15 protein-coding genes and 1 pseudogene are annotated in these 15165 nt (G+C 70.2%); 10 read left to right on the forward strand and 6 right to left on the reverse strand.

What is annotated here, in order from left to right:
* Positions 1-4 precede the first annotated feature (4 nt).
* The gene (locus tag OG390_RS14365) at positions 5-592 is read left to right on the forward strand and encodes a PspA-associated protein PspAB (RefSeq protein WP_399078447.1); all 588 of its coding nucleotides are present in this window, start codon (positions 5-7) and stop codon (positions 590-592) included.
* Positions 593-607: 15 nt separating this feature from the next.
* On the opposite strand, the gene OG390_RS14370 is transcribed toward OG390_RS14365, so the two are convergent.
* Positions 608-901, reverse strand: a complete 294-nt coding sequence (locus OG390_RS14370; protein WP_399078449.1) for a hypothetical protein — start codon at positions 899-901, stop codon at positions 608-610.
* Between the two features lie 363 nt (positions 902-1264).
* On the opposite strand from OG390_RS14370, the gene OG390_RS14375 reads away from it, so the two are divergent.
* Positions 1265-2902, forward strand: coding sequence for an alpha/beta fold hydrolase (locus OG390_RS14375; protein WP_406168028.1), 1638 nt, complete (start codon positions 1265-1267; stop codon positions 2900-2902).
* A 145-nt stretch (positions 2903-3047) separates the two neighbouring features.
* Here OG390_RS14375 and OG390_RS14380 read toward each other — a convergent pair.
* From OG390_RS14380 to OG390_RS14390, 3 genes and pseudogenes are all read right to left on the reverse strand, one after another.
* Positions 3048-3209, reverse strand: a pseudogene (locus tag OG390_RS14380) (hypothetical protein); the annotation flags it as partial.
* A 61-nt stretch (positions 3210-3270) separates the two neighbouring features.
* Positions 3271-4611: a DUF2252 domain-containing protein gene (locus OG390_RS14385; RefSeq protein ID WP_406177660.1), complete on the reverse strand. Its 1341-nt coding sequence runs from the start codon at positions 4609-4611 to the stop codon at positions 3271-3273.
* 23 nt (positions 4612-4634) lie between these two features.
* Entirely contained in the window at positions 4635-5111 is a 477-nt protein-coding gene (locus OG390_RS14390; RefSeq protein WP_406168030.1) for a hypothetical protein, read from the reverse strand.
* A gap of 145 nt (positions 5112-5256) precedes the next feature.
* Here OG390_RS14390 and OG390_RS14395 point away from each other — a divergent pair, with 145 nt between their 5' ends.
* The gene (locus OG390_RS14395; RefSeq protein WP_406168032.1) at positions 5257-6492 is read left to right on the forward strand and encodes a winged helix DNA-binding domain-containing protein; all 1236 of its coding nucleotides are present in this window, start codon (positions 5257-5259) and stop codon (positions 6490-6492) included.
* A gap of 129 nt (positions 6493-6621) precedes the next feature.
* On the opposite strand, the gene OG390_RS14400 is transcribed toward OG390_RS14395, so the two are convergent.
* A complete protein-coding gene (locus tag OG390_RS14400; protein ID WP_399078458.1) occupies positions 6622-6930 on the reverse strand; it encodes a hypothetical protein in 309 nt (102 codons plus the stop codon).
* Positions 6931-7094: 164 nt separating this feature from the next.
* Here OG390_RS14400 and OG390_RS14405 point away from each other — a divergent pair, with 164 nt between their 5' ends.
* The 6 genes from OG390_RS14405 to OG390_RS14430 all read left to right on the forward strand — a co-directional run bounded on the left by OG390_RS14405 (position 7095) and on the right by OG390_RS14430 (position 14023).
* A complete protein-coding gene (locus OG390_RS14405) occupies positions 7095-7454 on the forward strand; it encodes an arsenate reductase family protein (protein WP_399078460.1) in 360 nt (119 codons plus the stop codon).
* Positions 7455-7825: 371 nt separating this feature from the next.
* Positions 7826-8494 (forward strand): hypothetical protein, encoded by a 669-nt coding sequence (locus tag OG390_RS14410; protein ID WP_406168035.1) that lies wholly within the window; start codon positions 7826-7828, stop codon positions 8492-8494.
* 444 nt (positions 8495-8938) lie between these two features.
* On the forward strand, positions 8939-9967 hold the full coding sequence (gene glnII / locus OG390_RS14415) for a glutamine synthetase (RefSeq protein ID WP_399078464.1): 1029 nt from the start codon (positions 8939-8941) through the stop codon (positions 9965-9967).
* Positions 9968-10357: 390 nt separating this feature from the next.
* Positions 10358-11629 (forward strand): sensor histidine kinase, encoded by a 1272-nt coding sequence (locus OG390_RS14420; RefSeq protein WP_406168037.1) that lies wholly within the window; start codon positions 10358-10360, stop codon positions 11627-11629.
* Positions 11614-12270 (forward strand): LuxR C-terminal-related transcriptional regulator, encoded by a 657-nt coding sequence (locus tag OG390_RS14425; protein WP_406168039.1) that lies wholly within the window; start codon positions 11614-11616, stop codon positions 12268-12270. The genes OG390_RS14420 and OG390_RS14425 overlap by 16 nt, the downstream gene beginning before the upstream one ends.
* A 211-nt stretch (positions 12271-12481) precedes the next feature.
* The gene (locus tag OG390_RS14430; protein ID WP_406168040.1) at positions 12482-14023 is read left to right on the forward strand and encodes a DUF1996 domain-containing protein; all 1542 of its coding nucleotides are present in this window, start codon (positions 12482-12484) and stop codon (positions 14021-14023) included.
* Positions 14024-14101: 78 nt separating this feature from the next.
* Here the strand turns inward: OG390_RS14430 and OG390_RS14435 are convergent, their stop codons facing one another.
* Positions 14102-14518 carry a hypothetical protein gene (locus tag OG390_RS14435; RefSeq protein WP_406168042.1) on the reverse strand — a complete coding sequence of 139 codons (417 nt, stop codon included), beginning with the start codon at positions 14516-14518 and terminating at the stop codon, positions 14102-14104.
* Positions 14519-14633: 115 nt separating this feature from the next.
* Here OG390_RS14435 and OG390_RS14440 point away from each other — a divergent pair, with 115 nt between their 5' ends.
* Positions 14634-15143, forward strand: a complete 510-nt coding sequence (locus OG390_RS14440; RefSeq protein ID WP_406168043.1) for a tetratricopeptide repeat protein — start codon at positions 14634-14636, stop codon at positions 15141-15143.
* Positions 15144-15165 lie beyond the last annotated feature (22 nt).

Below are 15165 nucleotides of genomic sequence, written 5' to 3' on the forward strand. Positions count from 1 at the left end.
CTGCATGGGGTTCCTGGACATCCTGCTCGGCCGCACCAAGGCCGTCGCGCCCGATCTCGACCAGCTCTTCGGACTGCCGTCGGCGGCGGTGACCCTACAGGCGGCCGCCGGGTTCACACCCACCGGGACGGGTGCGGTGTGCTTCGCGTCCGTCGAGGGCGCGGCCTTCGCCGAGGCGCACCAGGAGGTGCAGGCGCTGCTCGACGCGGACGCCGAGCGGCGTGGGCCGCCGGTGGAGCTCACCCGGGACGAGTACGGGTACTCGTGGCTGGTCTCGCGGCGGGAGCCCGAGGATCTGCCCGCCCTGGTGAGCGATCTGCACGCGGTGAACAGCGCGCTGGAGGGCAGCGGTTTCGGGCCGCAGCTGCTCTGTTCCGTCGCCGCCTTCGAGGACACCGAGCGGCAGCGGCGGCTCGGGCTCGTCTATCTGTACAAGCGCGGGACCTTCTATCCCTTCGCGCCACTGGCCGGTGACGGCCAGCGACGCGACAACGCGCTGGAGTTGCAGATCAAGGCGGCGCTCACCGACGATCTGCGGATCGAGCAGGACCTCGGCCGCTGGTTCCCGATCTGGGGTGCGCCCGGTCTGTGAGCCGGCGACCGGAGGTTACTTGCCCTGTTCGCGTGCCTGGCGGCGGGACTCCAGGGGGCGCTCGCGGCGGTAGCGGCGCTCCCACTTCGCCTGCCGGTCACGGCGGTCGCGGTATGCCTTGTACGACGCGGGCGTGGCCGGCGACGGGGGTCCCGAAGCGGATCCGCCGCTCGACGAGGACGCCGAGGACGAGCCCCGTCCGTACTGCATGTACATGAAAAGCACGCCGACCGCGGCGAGCCACCAGATGTGATTGTCGAATCCTAAGACGACCAGGACAACGGTCCCGGAGATGACGATGGTGCCCATGACGGGCCTCCGTGGGCGTGGGTGATGACTGGGTGGTGTCCGATGTGTCCGACGGGGCGCTGGGGGTGGGCGGCCGCCAGTCGGTGCGTAGAGAGTAGCCCTGACTCCGCCGAGTGATGCCTGTCCGGCGGAAAGCGGTGGTGGGCGGCTCCGTAACGCATGTCCAGCGTAGGGATGTGGTCACTGCGCGTGCATCTCCTTTTCCGGCGACCCGGTAGGACGGTCGAGCAGGCGGCCGGGCAGGCGAAGACGGCGGCACGAGTAGCCGGGCAGGCGAAGACGGCGGCACGAGTAGCCGGGCAGGCGAAGACGGCGGCACGAGTAGCCGGGCAGGCGAAGACGGCGGCATGAGTAAATGACGGGGTGCTTTCTCCCTTCACGTACGACCACGACGGTGAACGACTGAGCTGCGTACGCGGCGGTGGCGACAGCGACGGCGATCGAGAGCCGGCCACCGCCGTTCTGCTGCACGGCGCGGGCAACGGAAGCAAGGAGCGGCTGCTCCCACTGCTGGAGGAGTTCGTCGCGCGCGGCTGCCGAGGTCTCGCCTTCGACTTCTCCGGGCACGGCGAAAGTACGGGCGAGTTGCGGGAGTTGAGCCTTCAGCGGCGTTTCGAGCAGGCCGTCGCGGTCATCGACGCGACGGTTCGGGCGAACGGTCCACTGATCCTGGTCGGGTTCAGCATGAGCGGCCAGACGGTGGCCGATCTCGCGGCGCACTACGGGGAGCGGGTGGCGGCACTCGGGCTGTGCGCACCCGCGGTGTACGGCGCAGCGGCGTGGCCGGTTCCGTTCGGGGACGGCGACAGCCGCTTCAGCGAGATCATCCGTACGCCGGACAACTGGCGCCGTGCCCCGGCGCTCGACATCCTGCGGGCGTACGCGGGGCGCGCGGTGCTCGCCGTGCCGGGCACGGACACGGTGATCCCGCCGGCGGTGACCGAGGCCGTGACGGACGCGCTGGCCACCGACGCCCAGTTCACACGGTTCGAACTGCCCGACGCCGAGCACATGCTGGGCCTGTGGTTCCGTGACCACGCCGAGGACCGGCAGCGGTTCGTGGACCTCGTCCTCGCCGGGCTCGGCGACCAGGGATGGACGGCGACCCGGGCCTGGGTGGCCAAGCGGCTTCCGGACGGCAGGAGCGTGCGGAAGTCCACGCCTCTGCGCGGCGGCTGGAGCTCCCAGATGCGCCGGCTCACCCTCGACGACGGCACCGGCCTGGTCCAGCGGTCCTTCGTCAAGCCCTTCTACCGGCGGCACGCACCGGGGCTGCTGACCCGCGAGGCGTCCGTCCTCACCCTGCTCGCCGCCCACGACGGCGTGCCCGCGCCCGCGCTGTACGCCGTCGACGCCACCGCGGAACACTGCGACCACCCCACGCTGTTGATGTCCTCGCTGCCGGGCACGGTCCGGCTCGACGAGGAGGATCTGGAGCGGCGCCTCGACCTGCTGGCACGTCAACTCGTCCGCATTCACGGGGTGGTTCCCGCGAAGCGTCCGCGCCCCTACCAGCCGTGGACGTCACCCGACCGCGTCCGTACGCCCGCGGGTGCGCCGTGGGACCGGGCCGTCGACGTGATCCGGCGCGAGCCGCCCTCGTACGAAGGGTGTTTCCTGCACCGGGACTTCCACCCCGGGAATGTGCTGTTCACCGGTGCGGGCCACACCCTGCAACTCAGCGGGGTCGTCGACTGGGTGGAGACCTCCCGGGGCCCGGCCGACCTCGACGTCGCCCACTGCTCCACGGCCCTCGCCCTGCTGTACGGGGAGGCGTACGGGCTGGGCTTCCGCGAGCGGTACGAGGCACACGGCGGGCGCCGACTGGCCGACGGCGCCGACCACTTGTACTGGCGGCTCCTGGACGCGCTGGCCTACTCCCCCGACGCCGAGAAGGTCGCCGTACCCTGGCGCGAGCTGGGGCGCATGGATCTGACGCCGGAGGTGCTGGGCGGACGGCTCGGCGCGTATGTGGCGGGACTGCTGGAGCAGTACGGCTGACGGGAGCCGTACGGGTACGGCCGACGGGAGCCGTACGGGTACGGCTGACGGGAGCCGTACGGGTACGGCTGACGGGAGCCGTACGGGTACGGCCGACGGGAGCCGTACGGGTACGGCCGACGGGAGCCGTACGGGTACGGCCGACGGGAGCCGTACGGGTACGGCCGACGGGAGCCGTACGGGTACGGCCGACGGGAGCCGTACGGGTACGGCCGACGGGAGCCGTACGGGTACGGCCGACGGCGGCCGTACGGGTACGGCCGACGGGAGCCGTACGGGTACGGCCGACGGCGGCTGTACGGATATGGCTGACAGCGGTTGACCGCGGTACGGCTGACGGCGGCTGTCCGGGTACGCGGAGGCCGCGGTCAGACGCCCGGCGCCGCCTGGACCACTCCCGCCACCACGGCCGCGCCCAGTGCCGCGTGGTCGGCGAGGTTCTGGTCCGCGTAGCGCAGCGCGAAGTCCGCGACGGCGCGGTCGAAGGTGTCGGCGCCGCCGAGGTATCCGGCGATCGCCATGCGGTCGCCGGAACGGGCGTGAGCGCGGGCCAGCGCGTTGCCGCACAGGCCGGCGTAGTTCTGGAGCCGGCGGGGGCTCATGCCCGCGACGTCCGCGGAGCCCTTCATGTCGCGCAGCTGGCGCCAGTAGAACGCCCGTCCCTGCGGCCCGGTCATCCAGCCGAGGAAGATGTCGCTCGTCGCCTGCAGCAGCCGCTGACCGGCGACGACGCGATGCCCCGGATGGGCGTAGGGGCCGTTGGGCAGATGCTCTTCGAGTATGGACTGTCCGGCCTCCTTGATCTGCAGGAACAGCGGGTCCTCCGCGTCCCGCCCGGCGAGCAGCACGATGAAGCAGCGGGTGCCGACGCTGCCCACGCCGACGACCTTGCGGGCGGCGTCGACGAAGCGGTAGCGGTCGAGGAGCAGGCGGCGCTCCTCGGAGAGCGTCGAGCGGTAGTCGCTGAAGGACTTGCGGAGCGAGGACATGTCGGGGGCTCCGGCCGGTTCCAGCAGAGGCGGGTCGTGGACTATGCGGGGGCGTCCGTCAACGGTCCGGGTGAGTTTGCCGAGCGCGTGCAGGCTGGTGCGTCGGCGGGCGCGGGAGAGGGTCGACTCGACCTGCTTGCGGCGGCGGGCGGAGCGGACGAGCGGGAGCAGCTGGTCGGCGTCGATGCGCTCGTACCAGACGGCCAGCTCACCGTGCGCGGCGAGCTGCCGGATGCCCGTGCGGTATCCACCCGCGGCGGCCTGGGCGGCGCGACGGACCTGTCCCTCGGGGTACCCGTTCTCGCGGGCCGCGACCGCGACGCTGGCCGCGAGCCGTTTGACGTCCCACTCGAAGGGCCCGGGAAACGTCTCGTCGAAGTCGTTGAGGTCGAAGAGCAGGGTGCGTTCGGGGGAGGCGTACAGGCCGAAGTTCAGCAGGTGCGCGTCGCCGCACAACTGCACCATGAGTCCGGTGTGCGGCTGGGCCGCCAGGTCGGCGGCCATGACGGCGGCGGCGCCGCGCAGGAACGCGAACGGCGACGCCGTCATCCGCCCGTACCGGATCGGCAGCAGCTCCTGGAGCCGGTCCCTGCCCTGCCGTTCGAGTACGGCGACGGGATCGGGGCGCCCGGCGGCCGGGATCCAGCCGGCGTGCGAGGACCGGGGAGCGCGTTTGCGGGCCGCCTTTCCCTGGGCGGCGCGGTCCGCCGGGGTGACCACGGCGCCGTTCTGGACCACGGCCGTCAGTGCCGCACAGCTCGGGCGACGTCGGCGGTGACGTCGCCGGAGAGGGTGCGGTTGCTGCGGGCGGTGGCGTCCTTGGAGGCACCCGCGGCGACGTCGCTCACCGTGACGACGACCGCGTCGAGGAGGTTGCCGCTCGTGTCGCGGAAGTTGACCTGGACGGCGTACGACTTCTGCGAGGAGGCGGAGTTGGTGACGGTCACCTTGGCGGTGGCGCGCCCGCCGGAGTCAGTGGTCACGTGGCTGTCGACCCTCACATCGCCCTTGGCGTTCACACCGTTCTTGACCTCGCCGAGTTTCCGGCCGGCCTCGGCGGTCGCGGAGGCCAGCGCCTCGCCGGCCGCGGACGCGGCGGACGCGGCCTTGGAGACGGTGCTCGCGGGGGTGTTGTCGTCCGAGCAGCCGGTCAGGGAAGCGGCGAGGGCCGTCGCCGCGGCCGCCGCCAGGATCAGTCCTCGTATGCCGTGCCTCTGCATGGAATCTCCCGACGTGCTCCTCGTGCGTTCTCTTCCGGAACCCGCTCGCCGCGGTGGTCTCAGTCAAGGCTGTGAGCAGGGCCTACGCATGCCGGGTACGGCGAACGGGTGAGTCGCGCCCGCTGCTGGTCGCATGTTCGAGAGGATGAGGGCACGGGACATCGCGGGATGGGCTGGAGGCGGAGTGGACGGGAAGCTGCGGCACATCGGGGTGGCGGAACGGCGGGCCCGGCTCGCGCTCCGGCAGCGGCTCGCGGGCGCCGCGCGGGCGGCGCGTCCCGAGGAGGTCGCGGAGTCGCTGGTCGCGCTGCACGGCACCGATCCGGCGACGGTGTACCTGGCGGTGGGCGCGCGGCTGGCGGATGCCGGGAAGACGGTGGCGGAGGTCGACCGGGCGCTGTACGAGGACCGGACCCTCGTGCGGATGCACGGCATGCGGCACACCGTGTTCGTGTTCCCCACCGAGCTGGCCGCCGTGGTGCACGCCTCGACCGGGCTCGCCATCGCCGCGAAGGCCCGGGCCGGGCTGATCAAGGACATGACCACCGGCAGCGACGGGCGGCTGACCGAGGAGTGGCTGGCGGAGGTCGAGGCGTCCGCGCTCGCCGCGCTGGCCCGGCGCGGGCCGGCCACGGTGAACGAACTCACCCGGGACGAACCGCGGTTGAAGGAACAGTTCACCTACGGCGCGGGCAAGAGCTACGAGAGTCCGCACACGGTGTCCTCCCGCCTGATGCGGGTCCTCGGCGTCGAGGGCCGGGTGGTGCGGGGGCGGCCGATGGGATCGTGGACGTCCAGCCAGTTCCGCTGGGCGGTTGCCCCGCCGCATCCGGAGTTGCCCGCCGCCGAGGCGCAGTGCGAGCTGCTGCGGCGTTGGCTCGCGGTGTGCGGGCCTGCCGGCGAGGCGGATCTGAAGTGGTGGACGGGGTGGAAAGTGACGGAGGTTCGGCGGGCGCTGGCTGCTGCCGGGGCGGTGGCCGTGTCGCTCGACGACGGCGTTACCGGATACGTGACAGAGGGCGATCTCGAACCCGTCGCCGCCCCTTCCTCCCCCTGGGCGGCGCTGCTGCCCGGGCTCGATCCGACGGCCATGGGGTGGCAGGAGCGGGACTGGTACCTCGCGCCGTCGCTGCGTCCCGCCCTTTTCGACGGCAGCGGGAATGTCGGGCCGACGGTGTGGTGGGACGGGCGGGTGATCGGTGGCTGGGCTCAGCGGGCCGACGGTGAGGTGGTGTGGCGGTCGCTGGACCCGGAGGGGCTCGGGCGGGATGCTCGCGATGCCATCTCCGCGGAGGCGGCGCGTCTGCAGGCGTGGCTGGGGACGACCCGGGTGACCCCACGCTTCCGGACACCACTGGAGCGGGAGCTGTCGTCGGGGTGAGTTTCGCCCCCTCCGCCCCTTCCCGTCCCGTACCTGGGGGCTGCGCCCCCAGACCCCCGCCAAAAGACTGCGCAGTTCCCCGCGCCCCTGAAAGGGGCGCGGGGAACTGCCCTACAAGCCCCACCCGGCTCAGCGCGAGTACCTCATCAGCGCGCGGACCATGTGGCAGGTGGTGTCCGACGGCGGGTGGATGCCGATGAGTTCCGCGGTGCTGCGTATCTTCTCGTTGCGGGCCTGGTTCGGCATGTAGACACCGGAGTCGAGCAGAGCGATCGCAAGGCGCATCGCCTTGAGCCGGCGATTGTGCGTGACATACCACTCGCGGGGACGCCCCGGCGGCAGCGGGCGCTTCTCCACGGGGTCGTACGGCAGGTCCAGCAGGACCGCCCTCTTGGACGTGGACTGAGTGGGCAGCGGCTTCAGTGCGGCAGCGGGCACAGGCATCCTCCTGTCGCGGTCAGGGAACCGTCCGGACCCCCCGGCGGCACCCTCGAACACTGCTTCTATTCTACCGCCGACCACTGACAAAAGCCGCTGGCCACAAGGGCTTTGGGGGCGCCGTGACACCAGCGGAAGAGGGTGTCCGACGTAACGTGTGCGGCATGGAGATCTGGATCAACCCCGCCTGTTCGAAGTGCCGCAGCGCCCTGAGCCTGCTCGACGCGGAGGGCGCCGACTACACGGTGCGCCGATACCTGGAGGACGTACCGACCGAGGACGAGATCCGTGGCGTACTCGATCGCCTCGGACTGGAACCGTGGGACATCACCCGCACCGAGGAGGCCGTCGCCAAGGAGCTGGGGCTCAAGGAGTGGGCCCGGGACGCCGGTTCGCGGGACCGGTGGATCACGGCGCTGTCCGAGCACCCCAAGCTGATCCAGCGGCCGATCATCACCGCGGAGGACGGAACGGCGGTCGTGGCGCGCACGGATGAGGCGGTACGGGATGCCTTGTCCCGCTAGTGCCGCGTCGGCCGAGGTTCGCCCCGTCGCGACGCCCGGCACGCTCCCCCACTGCCTCAAGGGCGTGGGAGGTGCCCCCACTCGCCGCACCGGCCGAAAGCCCAAGTACATCCAGTACGAGGACTTCCGGCCGGCACTCCCCCCAGCCCTCGGCCCTGGGGACCCCCAGAGCACGCACCGGACGCCGCGCCTCAACGGGCAAGCCCTGGCCGACGCGGCACCAGGCACACGGGACGTCCCGGAGTTCCCCACCGATGTCGGCAACTCTCTTGTGACCTAAGCCACTTCAGTGACTCCTGTGACTATTGAGTAACCCCGTTCGGTATCTCGTACATAGCGACGTACCACTCCCCCTCACCCAGGAGGCGTGCATGTCGCGTAGGAGAACTCTCAGCACCAAGAAGAAGCTCGCACTGCTGGTCAGCGCCGCGGCCGTGGCCGGAGGCGGGGCCTTCGCCCTGGCCGCCACCTCGAACGCGGCGTCGGTGCAGAACGCGCAGACCTCGACGGTCTGCAAGGGCCTTGCCACCGCGCTCGGCAACAACCAGAAATTCATCGACGGCCAACGGGCCAAGCCCGACGCTCAGTCGGCGGCCCGGATCGCCAACCGCGAGGCCGTCATCGCGCAGATCAAGGTCCAGCAGGAAGCATCGGGCTGCACGGTCGGGGAGTCGGCTCAGGACTCCCAGGCCGGCACGCAGCCCGCGCAGTCGGCTCCGGCAGCGTCGGCTCCGGAGCAGTCCGCGCCCGCGCAGAGCGCACCCGCGGACAACGCCGGTGGCGCCGCCGCCGGTGAGCAGGTCTGTGCCGGCTCGACCGTGACGCTCTCCGGCGAGGGCGGCGCCCCGGCGGCGTCCAGCAACCAGTTCCCGGCCGGGACGAAGCTCAAGGTCACGAACCTGGACAACAACAAGTCCACGACCGTGGAGGTCACCTCGGTGTCCGGCAGCTGCGTCCTGCTGAACAACGCGGCGTTCGAACAGGTCCGGGAGCCCGGCAAGTTCCTGATCCGCAAGGCCCGTATCGAGAAGGTGGGGTGACATCCGGCAATCCGGACACCCGTCGTCGGCCCTGTTGCTCTCCGCCGGGAGCAACAGGGCCGACGCGTGAGGACACGCCCATATCGCGCTCACTCTCATCGCATACGAGCCGTCGCTCGACAAAAGCAACGGGACCGACGGGATCGGCCGGCCCGCCGATCGCGGTCGCGAACACTCCCGCGCTGCCGCTCCCGTCGCAAGGGGTCGAGTGAGAACGTGCACACACAGCCCAGGTAACACTGGGTTCACATTCGGGCAATGATCGGGAAATCGCCTGTTGACAGGCTGCCGGGCATCCCCAGCGGCGCCCCAGTGCCGCAGCGCCGCAGCGCCGCAGCACCCGCAGCACCCGCAGCACCCGCAGCACCCGCAGCACCCGCAGCACCCGCAGCACCCGCAGCACCCGCAAGTGCGACTCAAGACCCACCCCGAAGGATGTGGCCCGTGAGCTTCAAGGCTGAGTACATCTGGATCGACGGCACCGAGCCGACGGCCAAGCTCCGTTCCAAGACGAAGATACTGGGCGACGACGCCAAGGGTGCCGAGCTGCCGATCTGGGGCTTCGACGGCTCCTCCACGAACCAGGCCGAGGGGCACGCCTCGGACCGCGTACTCAAGCCCGTGGCCAGCTTCCCGGACCCGATCCGCGGCGGCGACGACATCCTCGTCATGTGCGAGGTCCTCAACATCGACATGACGCCGCACGAGTCCAACACCCGTGCCGCACTTGCCGAGGTCGCGGAGAAGTTCGCCGCGCAGGAGTCGATCTTCGGCATCGAGCAGGAGTACACCTTCTTCAAGGGTTCGCGCCCGCTCGGCTTCCCCGAGGGGGGCTTCCCGGCCGCGCAGGGCGGCTACTACTGCGGTGTCGGCGCGGACGAGATCTTCGGCCGTGACGTCGTCGAGGCGCACCTGGACAACTGCCTCAAGGCGGGGCTCGGCATCTCCGGCATCAACGCCGAGGTCATGCCCGGTCAGTGGGAGTTCCAGGTCGGCCCGCTGGCGCCGCTGGAGGTCTCGGACCAGCTGTGGGTCGCCCGCTGGCTGCTCTACCGCACCGCCGAGGACTTCGGCGTCTCCGCGACGCTGGACCCGAAGCCGGTGAAGGGCGACTGGAACGGCGCGGGCGCGCACACCAACTTCTCCACCAAGGCGATGCGCGAGGGCTACGACGCGATCATCACCGCGTGCGAGTCGCTGGGCGAGGGCTCGAAGCCGATGGACCACGTCAAGAACTACGGCGCCGGCATCGACGACCGCCTGACGGGCCTGCACGAGACCGCCCCGTGGAACGAGTACAGCTACGGCGTCTCCAACCGCGGTGCCTCGGTCCGCATCCCGTGGCAGGTCGAGAAGGACGGCAAGGGCTACATCGAGGACCGCCGCCCCAACGCCAACGTCGACCCGTACGTGGTGACGCGTCTGCTCGTCGACACCTGCTGCTCCGCCCTGGAGAAGGCCGGCCAGGTCTGATCCGTCCTGCCTGAGTGAGAGGGCGTCCACCGTCGCGGTGGGCGCCCTCTCGCGTTGTCAGTGGGGCCGGCGACGGACACCACCGCCCCGCAACGACCAGAGCGATCGTTACGGGCATCGGAGCGTCCGGGCCCGACCGGAAACCCGCAGGCGTGAGGAACCCCGCCCCCACGTTCCCGGACCACGTACCAGATACGTGCCGCCCGGCAGTGGAGCGAAAGCGGGCGACCGGATCACCCAAAACCGTTCGGGGTGTTCGGCTGAGCGGCAGCAGTCCTGGCAACAGGACTCACTCCCGCTCAGTTCCCAGGAACGGTGTTGTTGGCACCACCTTCCGCCGGGGTGCCCAGCCCAGTGACCCGGGCAGGCGGGTCGGTGAGACTGAGGGGTATGGAGACGGAGAGAGGCGGGGTCCGGGGGCGAGGCCGGGAGGCCGTCGTGGCCGGGCTGCGGGGGCTCGGGGTCGCCGTGCTGGGGCTGGCCGGGTCGATCACCCTGTTCGTGCCGGCCGTTGTGTCGATCGTCCTCGTGCCGCTCGGCCCGGGAATCGTCACGACCCCCTGGGTGCTGAAGGGCGTGCGGGCCTTCGCGAACGCGCGGCGGGTCGTCGCCGCGCGGTGGTGCGGGGTGCGGATTCCGGCCGTGTACCGCCCCATCCCCGAGGGGGCCAACCCCTGGACGCGGTGTTTCGGGATGCTCTCGGACCCCGCCACCTGGCGGGACCTGGGCTGGCTGCTGGTCGACATGACCGCCGGTTTCGTCACCGCGGTGCTGCCCGCCGCGCTGGTCTTCTACCCGGTGGAGGGATTCGCGCTCGCCCTGGGGCTGTGGCGGGTCTTCACCGACGGCACGCATGTCGGGTGGTGGTACGGCTTCGTCCCGATCTCGGGGCAGGGGTCCGCCCTCCTCGCGGCCGTCCTCGCCGCCGTACTCCTCGTCGGTGCCTACCACTTCTCCCCGCCCCTCCTGCGCCTCCACTTCCAGCTCACCCGCTCGGTGCTCGCCGCCGGGCAGGGCGAACTCGCCGAGCGGGTACGCGTGTTGACCGAGACGCGGCGCGACGCCGTCGACACCTCGGCGGCCGAACTGCGGCGCATCGAGCGGGACTTGCACGACGGCGCGCAGGCGCGGCTCGTCGCGATGGGCATGGATCTGGGGACCGTCGAGGCGTTGATCGAGAAGGACCCGCCGAAGGCGAAGGAACTGCTCGCGCAGGCCCGGCAGTCCTCCGCCGACGCGCTGACCGAACTGCGCGATCTCGTCCGGGGCATCCATCCACCCGTACTCGCCGAGCGCGGACTCGGCGATGCCGTACGGGCGTTGGCACTGCGGCTGCCCCTCGCGACCGAGGTGGACGTCAGCCTCCCCGGCCGAGCCGAGGCAACAGTCGAGTCGGCCGCGTACTTCGCCGTCAGCGAGGTGCTCACCAACGCGGTCAAGCACTCCGACGCCGACCGTATCTGGGTCGATGTCCACCACGCGGACGGCATGCTGCGCATCGCGGTCACCGACAACGGCAAGGGCGGCGCGCGGATCGGGGCGGGCACGGGCCTGGCCGGAGTCGAGCGGCGACTCGGTACATTCGACGGCGTCCTGGCCGTCAGCAGCCCCGCGGACGGTCCCACCATGGTCACCATGGAGATCCCTTGCGCGTTGTCCTAGCCGAAGACCTGTTCCTGCTGCGCGACGGACTGGTCCGGATGCTCCAGGCGTACGACTTCGAGATCGCCGCGGCCGTCGAGAGCGGGCCCGAACTCAGCCGCGCACTCGCCGAGTTGGAGCCGGACGTGGCTGTGGTCGACGTACGGCTGCCGCCCTCGCACACGGACGAGGGACTGCAGTGCGCGCTTCGGGCCCGGCGCAACCGGCCCGGGCTGCCGGTGCTCGTGCTGTCGCAGCACGTGGAGCAGTTGTACGCGCGGGAGCTGCTGGCCGACGGCACGGGCGGGGTCGGTTATCTGCTCAAGGACCGGGTGTTCGAAGCGGAGCAGTTCATCGATGCCGTACGGCGGGTCGCGGCGGGCGGTACGGCGATGGACCCCCAGGTCATCCAGCAGCTGCTGTCGCGACGCTCCACCGTCGACCAGCCGCTCGGGCGGCTCACCCCGCGCGAGCTGGAGGTGCTCGAACTGATGGCGCAGGGGCGGTCGAACGCGGCGATCGCCGCCCAACTCGTGGTCACGGAGCGGGCGATCGCGAAGCACACCTCCAACATCTTCGCCAAGCTGGGCCTGGAGGTCTCGGACGACGACAACCGACGCGTCCTCGCGGTGCTCGCTTATTTGGATCAGGGCGCCCGCTGAATATCAGTCAAAAAGCACCGCCAAACCTGAATGGGAAGATCAACTCCCGGAGAAACGCGGGCTTCTGGGTCCATTGTGGCGGAATTGACCTCACGAACTTCTAAGATTTTCTGAGGTTTCTGAACACCTCACGCGCCCCGTGCGTATGGAATGGCGCCGCTTCACTCCTGTCGGGCGCCTCGATGCCCCGCAAGGAAGTCAGAGGAGTTCCATGGGACGCAACATACGAAAACGCCGTTCGCCGCTGGCCGTTCGCGCGGTTGCAGCGTCGGCAGCTCTCGCGATCGGCGGGGGCGGGCTGATCTGGGCGAATTTCTACGCCTCGGCGCACGAGGAGAACAATTCTCCCAACACCACGAAGGCCGCCTCCGCCCAGGTCGCCACGATCAGCTGCCCCGATGTCGGGCAGAAACTCTCCGACGTGCCGGACAAGGCCCGCACGGAGGTCGACGGCGAGCTCGCCACGCTCGACCAGCAGATCACCGACGCGTACCAGCGCCTGGCCACCACGCGGGACGCGCAGGCCAGGGACACCAGTTTCGTCCAGAACTCCGTACTCGGACCGCTCAAGGACCGGCGCGCGGCGATCATCGACCGGATCCAGCTGGAGATCACCCGGGTCGGCGGCACCGCACCGGACTCGCTGGACGGTCTCGCCACCTGTACCGGGACCACCGCCGACCAGGGCCAGAACAACACGGGCGACGGCTGGAACAACAATGGCGGTGCGACCGCGTCCCCCAGCGCGTCGGCCGGCGATGGCGGTCAGCAGGGCGGTGACGGCGGCCAGCAAGGTGACAACGGCGGTCAGCAGGCCGGCAATGGCGGTCAGGCCGGAAACGGCCCCGTCGCCGCCGACTTCGTGGACATCACGAAGGTCCAGCCGAACGTCAAGGCGAAGGCGCGCAAGACCGGCAACGCCTCCACCGGCACCTTCACCACCAATTGTGGTGTGAACGCCAACAAGGTCTTCAACACCGACAATGTGATCGTGGCGCCCGGCGTGACCAACGGCGCGCACCACACGCACGACTACGTCGGCAACCAGAAGATCAACGCGTTGTCCAACAACGACAACTTCCTTCAGGGCGGCTCCAGCTGCCAGAACAAGAACGACCTGTCGGCCTACTACTGGCCGGTGCTCCGCCTGCAGGACGGCACGCAGGAGTTCGACCAGAACCAGGACGGCGGCGGCAAGGAGGGCAACGTCGGCAAGATCCTGACCGCCCAGCAGGCCCAGATCAAGTACGTCGGCAGCCGGACCAGCAAGGTCGTCGCGATGCCGCAGTTCCTGCGCATCATCACGGGTGACGCCAAGACCACCACCAACGGTCTGGCGAACGCCAACGCGCACTGGAGCTGCACCGGCTTCGAGAACAAGGTCCAGCTGACGGAGCAGTACCCGATCTGTCCGCAGGGCAGCAAGGTGGTCCGTACGTTCGCCTTCCAAAGCTGCTGGGACGGACAGAACATCGACAGCGCCAACCACCGCACGCACGTGGCCTTCGCCGATGCCAACGGCAACTGCCAGAACGGCTTCAAGGCGATCCCGCAGCTGACGATGCGCCTGGTGTACGACGTTCCGGCGCCGACCATCGAGAACGGTCAGCTGAAGAATCCGTACGCGGTCGACGGTTTCCCGGAGCAGCTCCACAAGGCGGCCACCGACCACGACGACTTCATCAGCATCACGACCGGCCGCCTGGCGAACAAGATCGCCAACTGCATCAACCGCGGGCAGCGGTGCCGGTGACACACTGAGCAAGCAGCCCACTGAGAAGGCCGGTGACGGGATCTCCCGCCACCGGCCTTCGGTGTGTGTACGTGGCGCTCAGCCGGTGTGGCCGCTGTGCGCGCTGTGGTCGGTCCCGATCTCCTGCTCGCCGCCCAGCGTGCCCTGCAGCGCCTTGACCACCTTGTCGTCACCGACAGCGACCCACTTGCGGCCGACTAGGTAGAAACCGCCGTAGTCCTTCGCGTCGTTGATCCACTCGCGCTGGCCGCGGTCGGTGGCGAAGGCGGCGAGCACGAACTTGCCGTCGGAGGTGTTGCAGATGGCCTGGCGCAGCTCGTCGGCGTCGGTCTGCATGTCGGGCTTGCACTTCACCTTGGCGGCCAGGCTCTCCAGGCTGCCGGTGGCGGTGGTCGGCACCTTGGCAGTCGCGTCACTGTTTCCGGTTCCGCAGCCCTCCAGCGCCAGGACGGCCGCGGCGCCGGCCACGGCGAGCATCGGTCGGGTCAGCCTCATCTGTTCCTCCGGTCGCTTTCCTGGCTCCGAGGCCAGTCGCCTTCGATACGGCCGTGGGGCGCGAGGCGCTCAAATCCAGTGTGGGTGCGCGTACGGGTGTGCGAGGGTATGACCCGTGAACCAAGACTGGGAAGATCGTGTGACCGCCGCCTGGGCCCCGTTCGACGGCTCCGATGAGACAGATGCAGCGGACGCGGCGGATTTCCGGGCGGTGATCGACGCACTGGTGGCCGAACTGCCCGCCGACAGCCCTCTCGGACCGTTCGAGCAGGCCTGCGCCTGGGACTCGACGGGCCATTCGGACAAGGCCGCGCCCCTGTACCGAGAGGCGCTCGCACGCGGCCTCAACGGTTACAAGGGTCGGCGCGCCAAGATCCAGCTCTCCAGCTCGCTGCGGAACATCGGACAGGCGGACGAGGGGGTCAAGCTCCTCACCCCCGAACTCGACGCGCCGTCGGACGAGTTGGACGACGCTGTACGCGCCTGTCTCGCCCTGTGTCTGTCCAGCCTGGGCCGCGACCGCGAGGGCCTCTCGCTCGTCCTCGGCGCCCTCGCGCCCCATCTGCCGCGCTACCAGCGTTCGATGGCGAACTACGCGCGCCTCCTCGTCGAGCCCGAGGAGTAACTCCCGGGGGCAGGTGACCATC

Source organism: Streptomyces sp. NBC_00996 (assembly GCF_045162675.1).
Lineage (GTDB): Bacteria > Actinomycetota > Actinomycetes > Streptomycetales > Streptomycetaceae > Streptomyces.

Bases quoted from the DNA above. Each gene is read 5' to 3' on its own strand.
- OG390_RS14370 (WP_399078449.1), bottom strand. From the start codon at position 901: ATGGGCACCATCGTCATCTCCGGGACCGTTGTCCTGGTCGTCTTAGGA.
- OG390_RS14410 (WP_406168035.1), top strand. From the start codon at position 7,826: ATGTCGCGTAGGAGAACTCTCAGCACCAAGAAGAAGCTCGCACTGCTG.
- OG390_RS14365 (WP_399078447.1), top strand. From the start codon at position 5: ATGGGGTTCCTGGACATCCTGCTCGGCCGCACCAAGGCCGTCGCGCCC.
- OG390_RS14430 (WP_406168040.1), top strand. From the start codon at position 12,482: ATGGGACGCAACATACGAAAACGCCGTTCGCCGCTGGCCGTTCGCGCG.
- OG390_RS14390 (WP_406168030.1), bottom strand. From the start codon at position 5,111: ATGCAGAGGCACGGCATACGAGGACTGATCCTGGCGGCGGCCGCGGCG.
- OG390_RS14405 (WP_399078460.1), top strand. From the start codon at position 7,095: ATGGAGATCTGGATCAACCCCGCCTGTTCGAAGTGCCGCAGCGCCCTG.
- OG390_RS14420 (WP_406168037.1), top strand. From the start codon at position 10,358: ATGGAGACGGAGAGAGGCGGGGTCCGGGGGCGAGGCCGGGAGGCCGTC.
- OG390_RS14435 (WP_406168042.1), bottom strand. From the start codon at position 14,518: ATGAGGCTGACCCGACCGATGCTCGCCGTGGCCGGCGCCGCGGCCGTC.
- OG390_RS14395 (WP_406168032.1), top strand. From the start codon at position 5,257: ATGAGGGCACGGGACATCGCGGGATGGGCTGGAGGCGGAGTGGACGGG.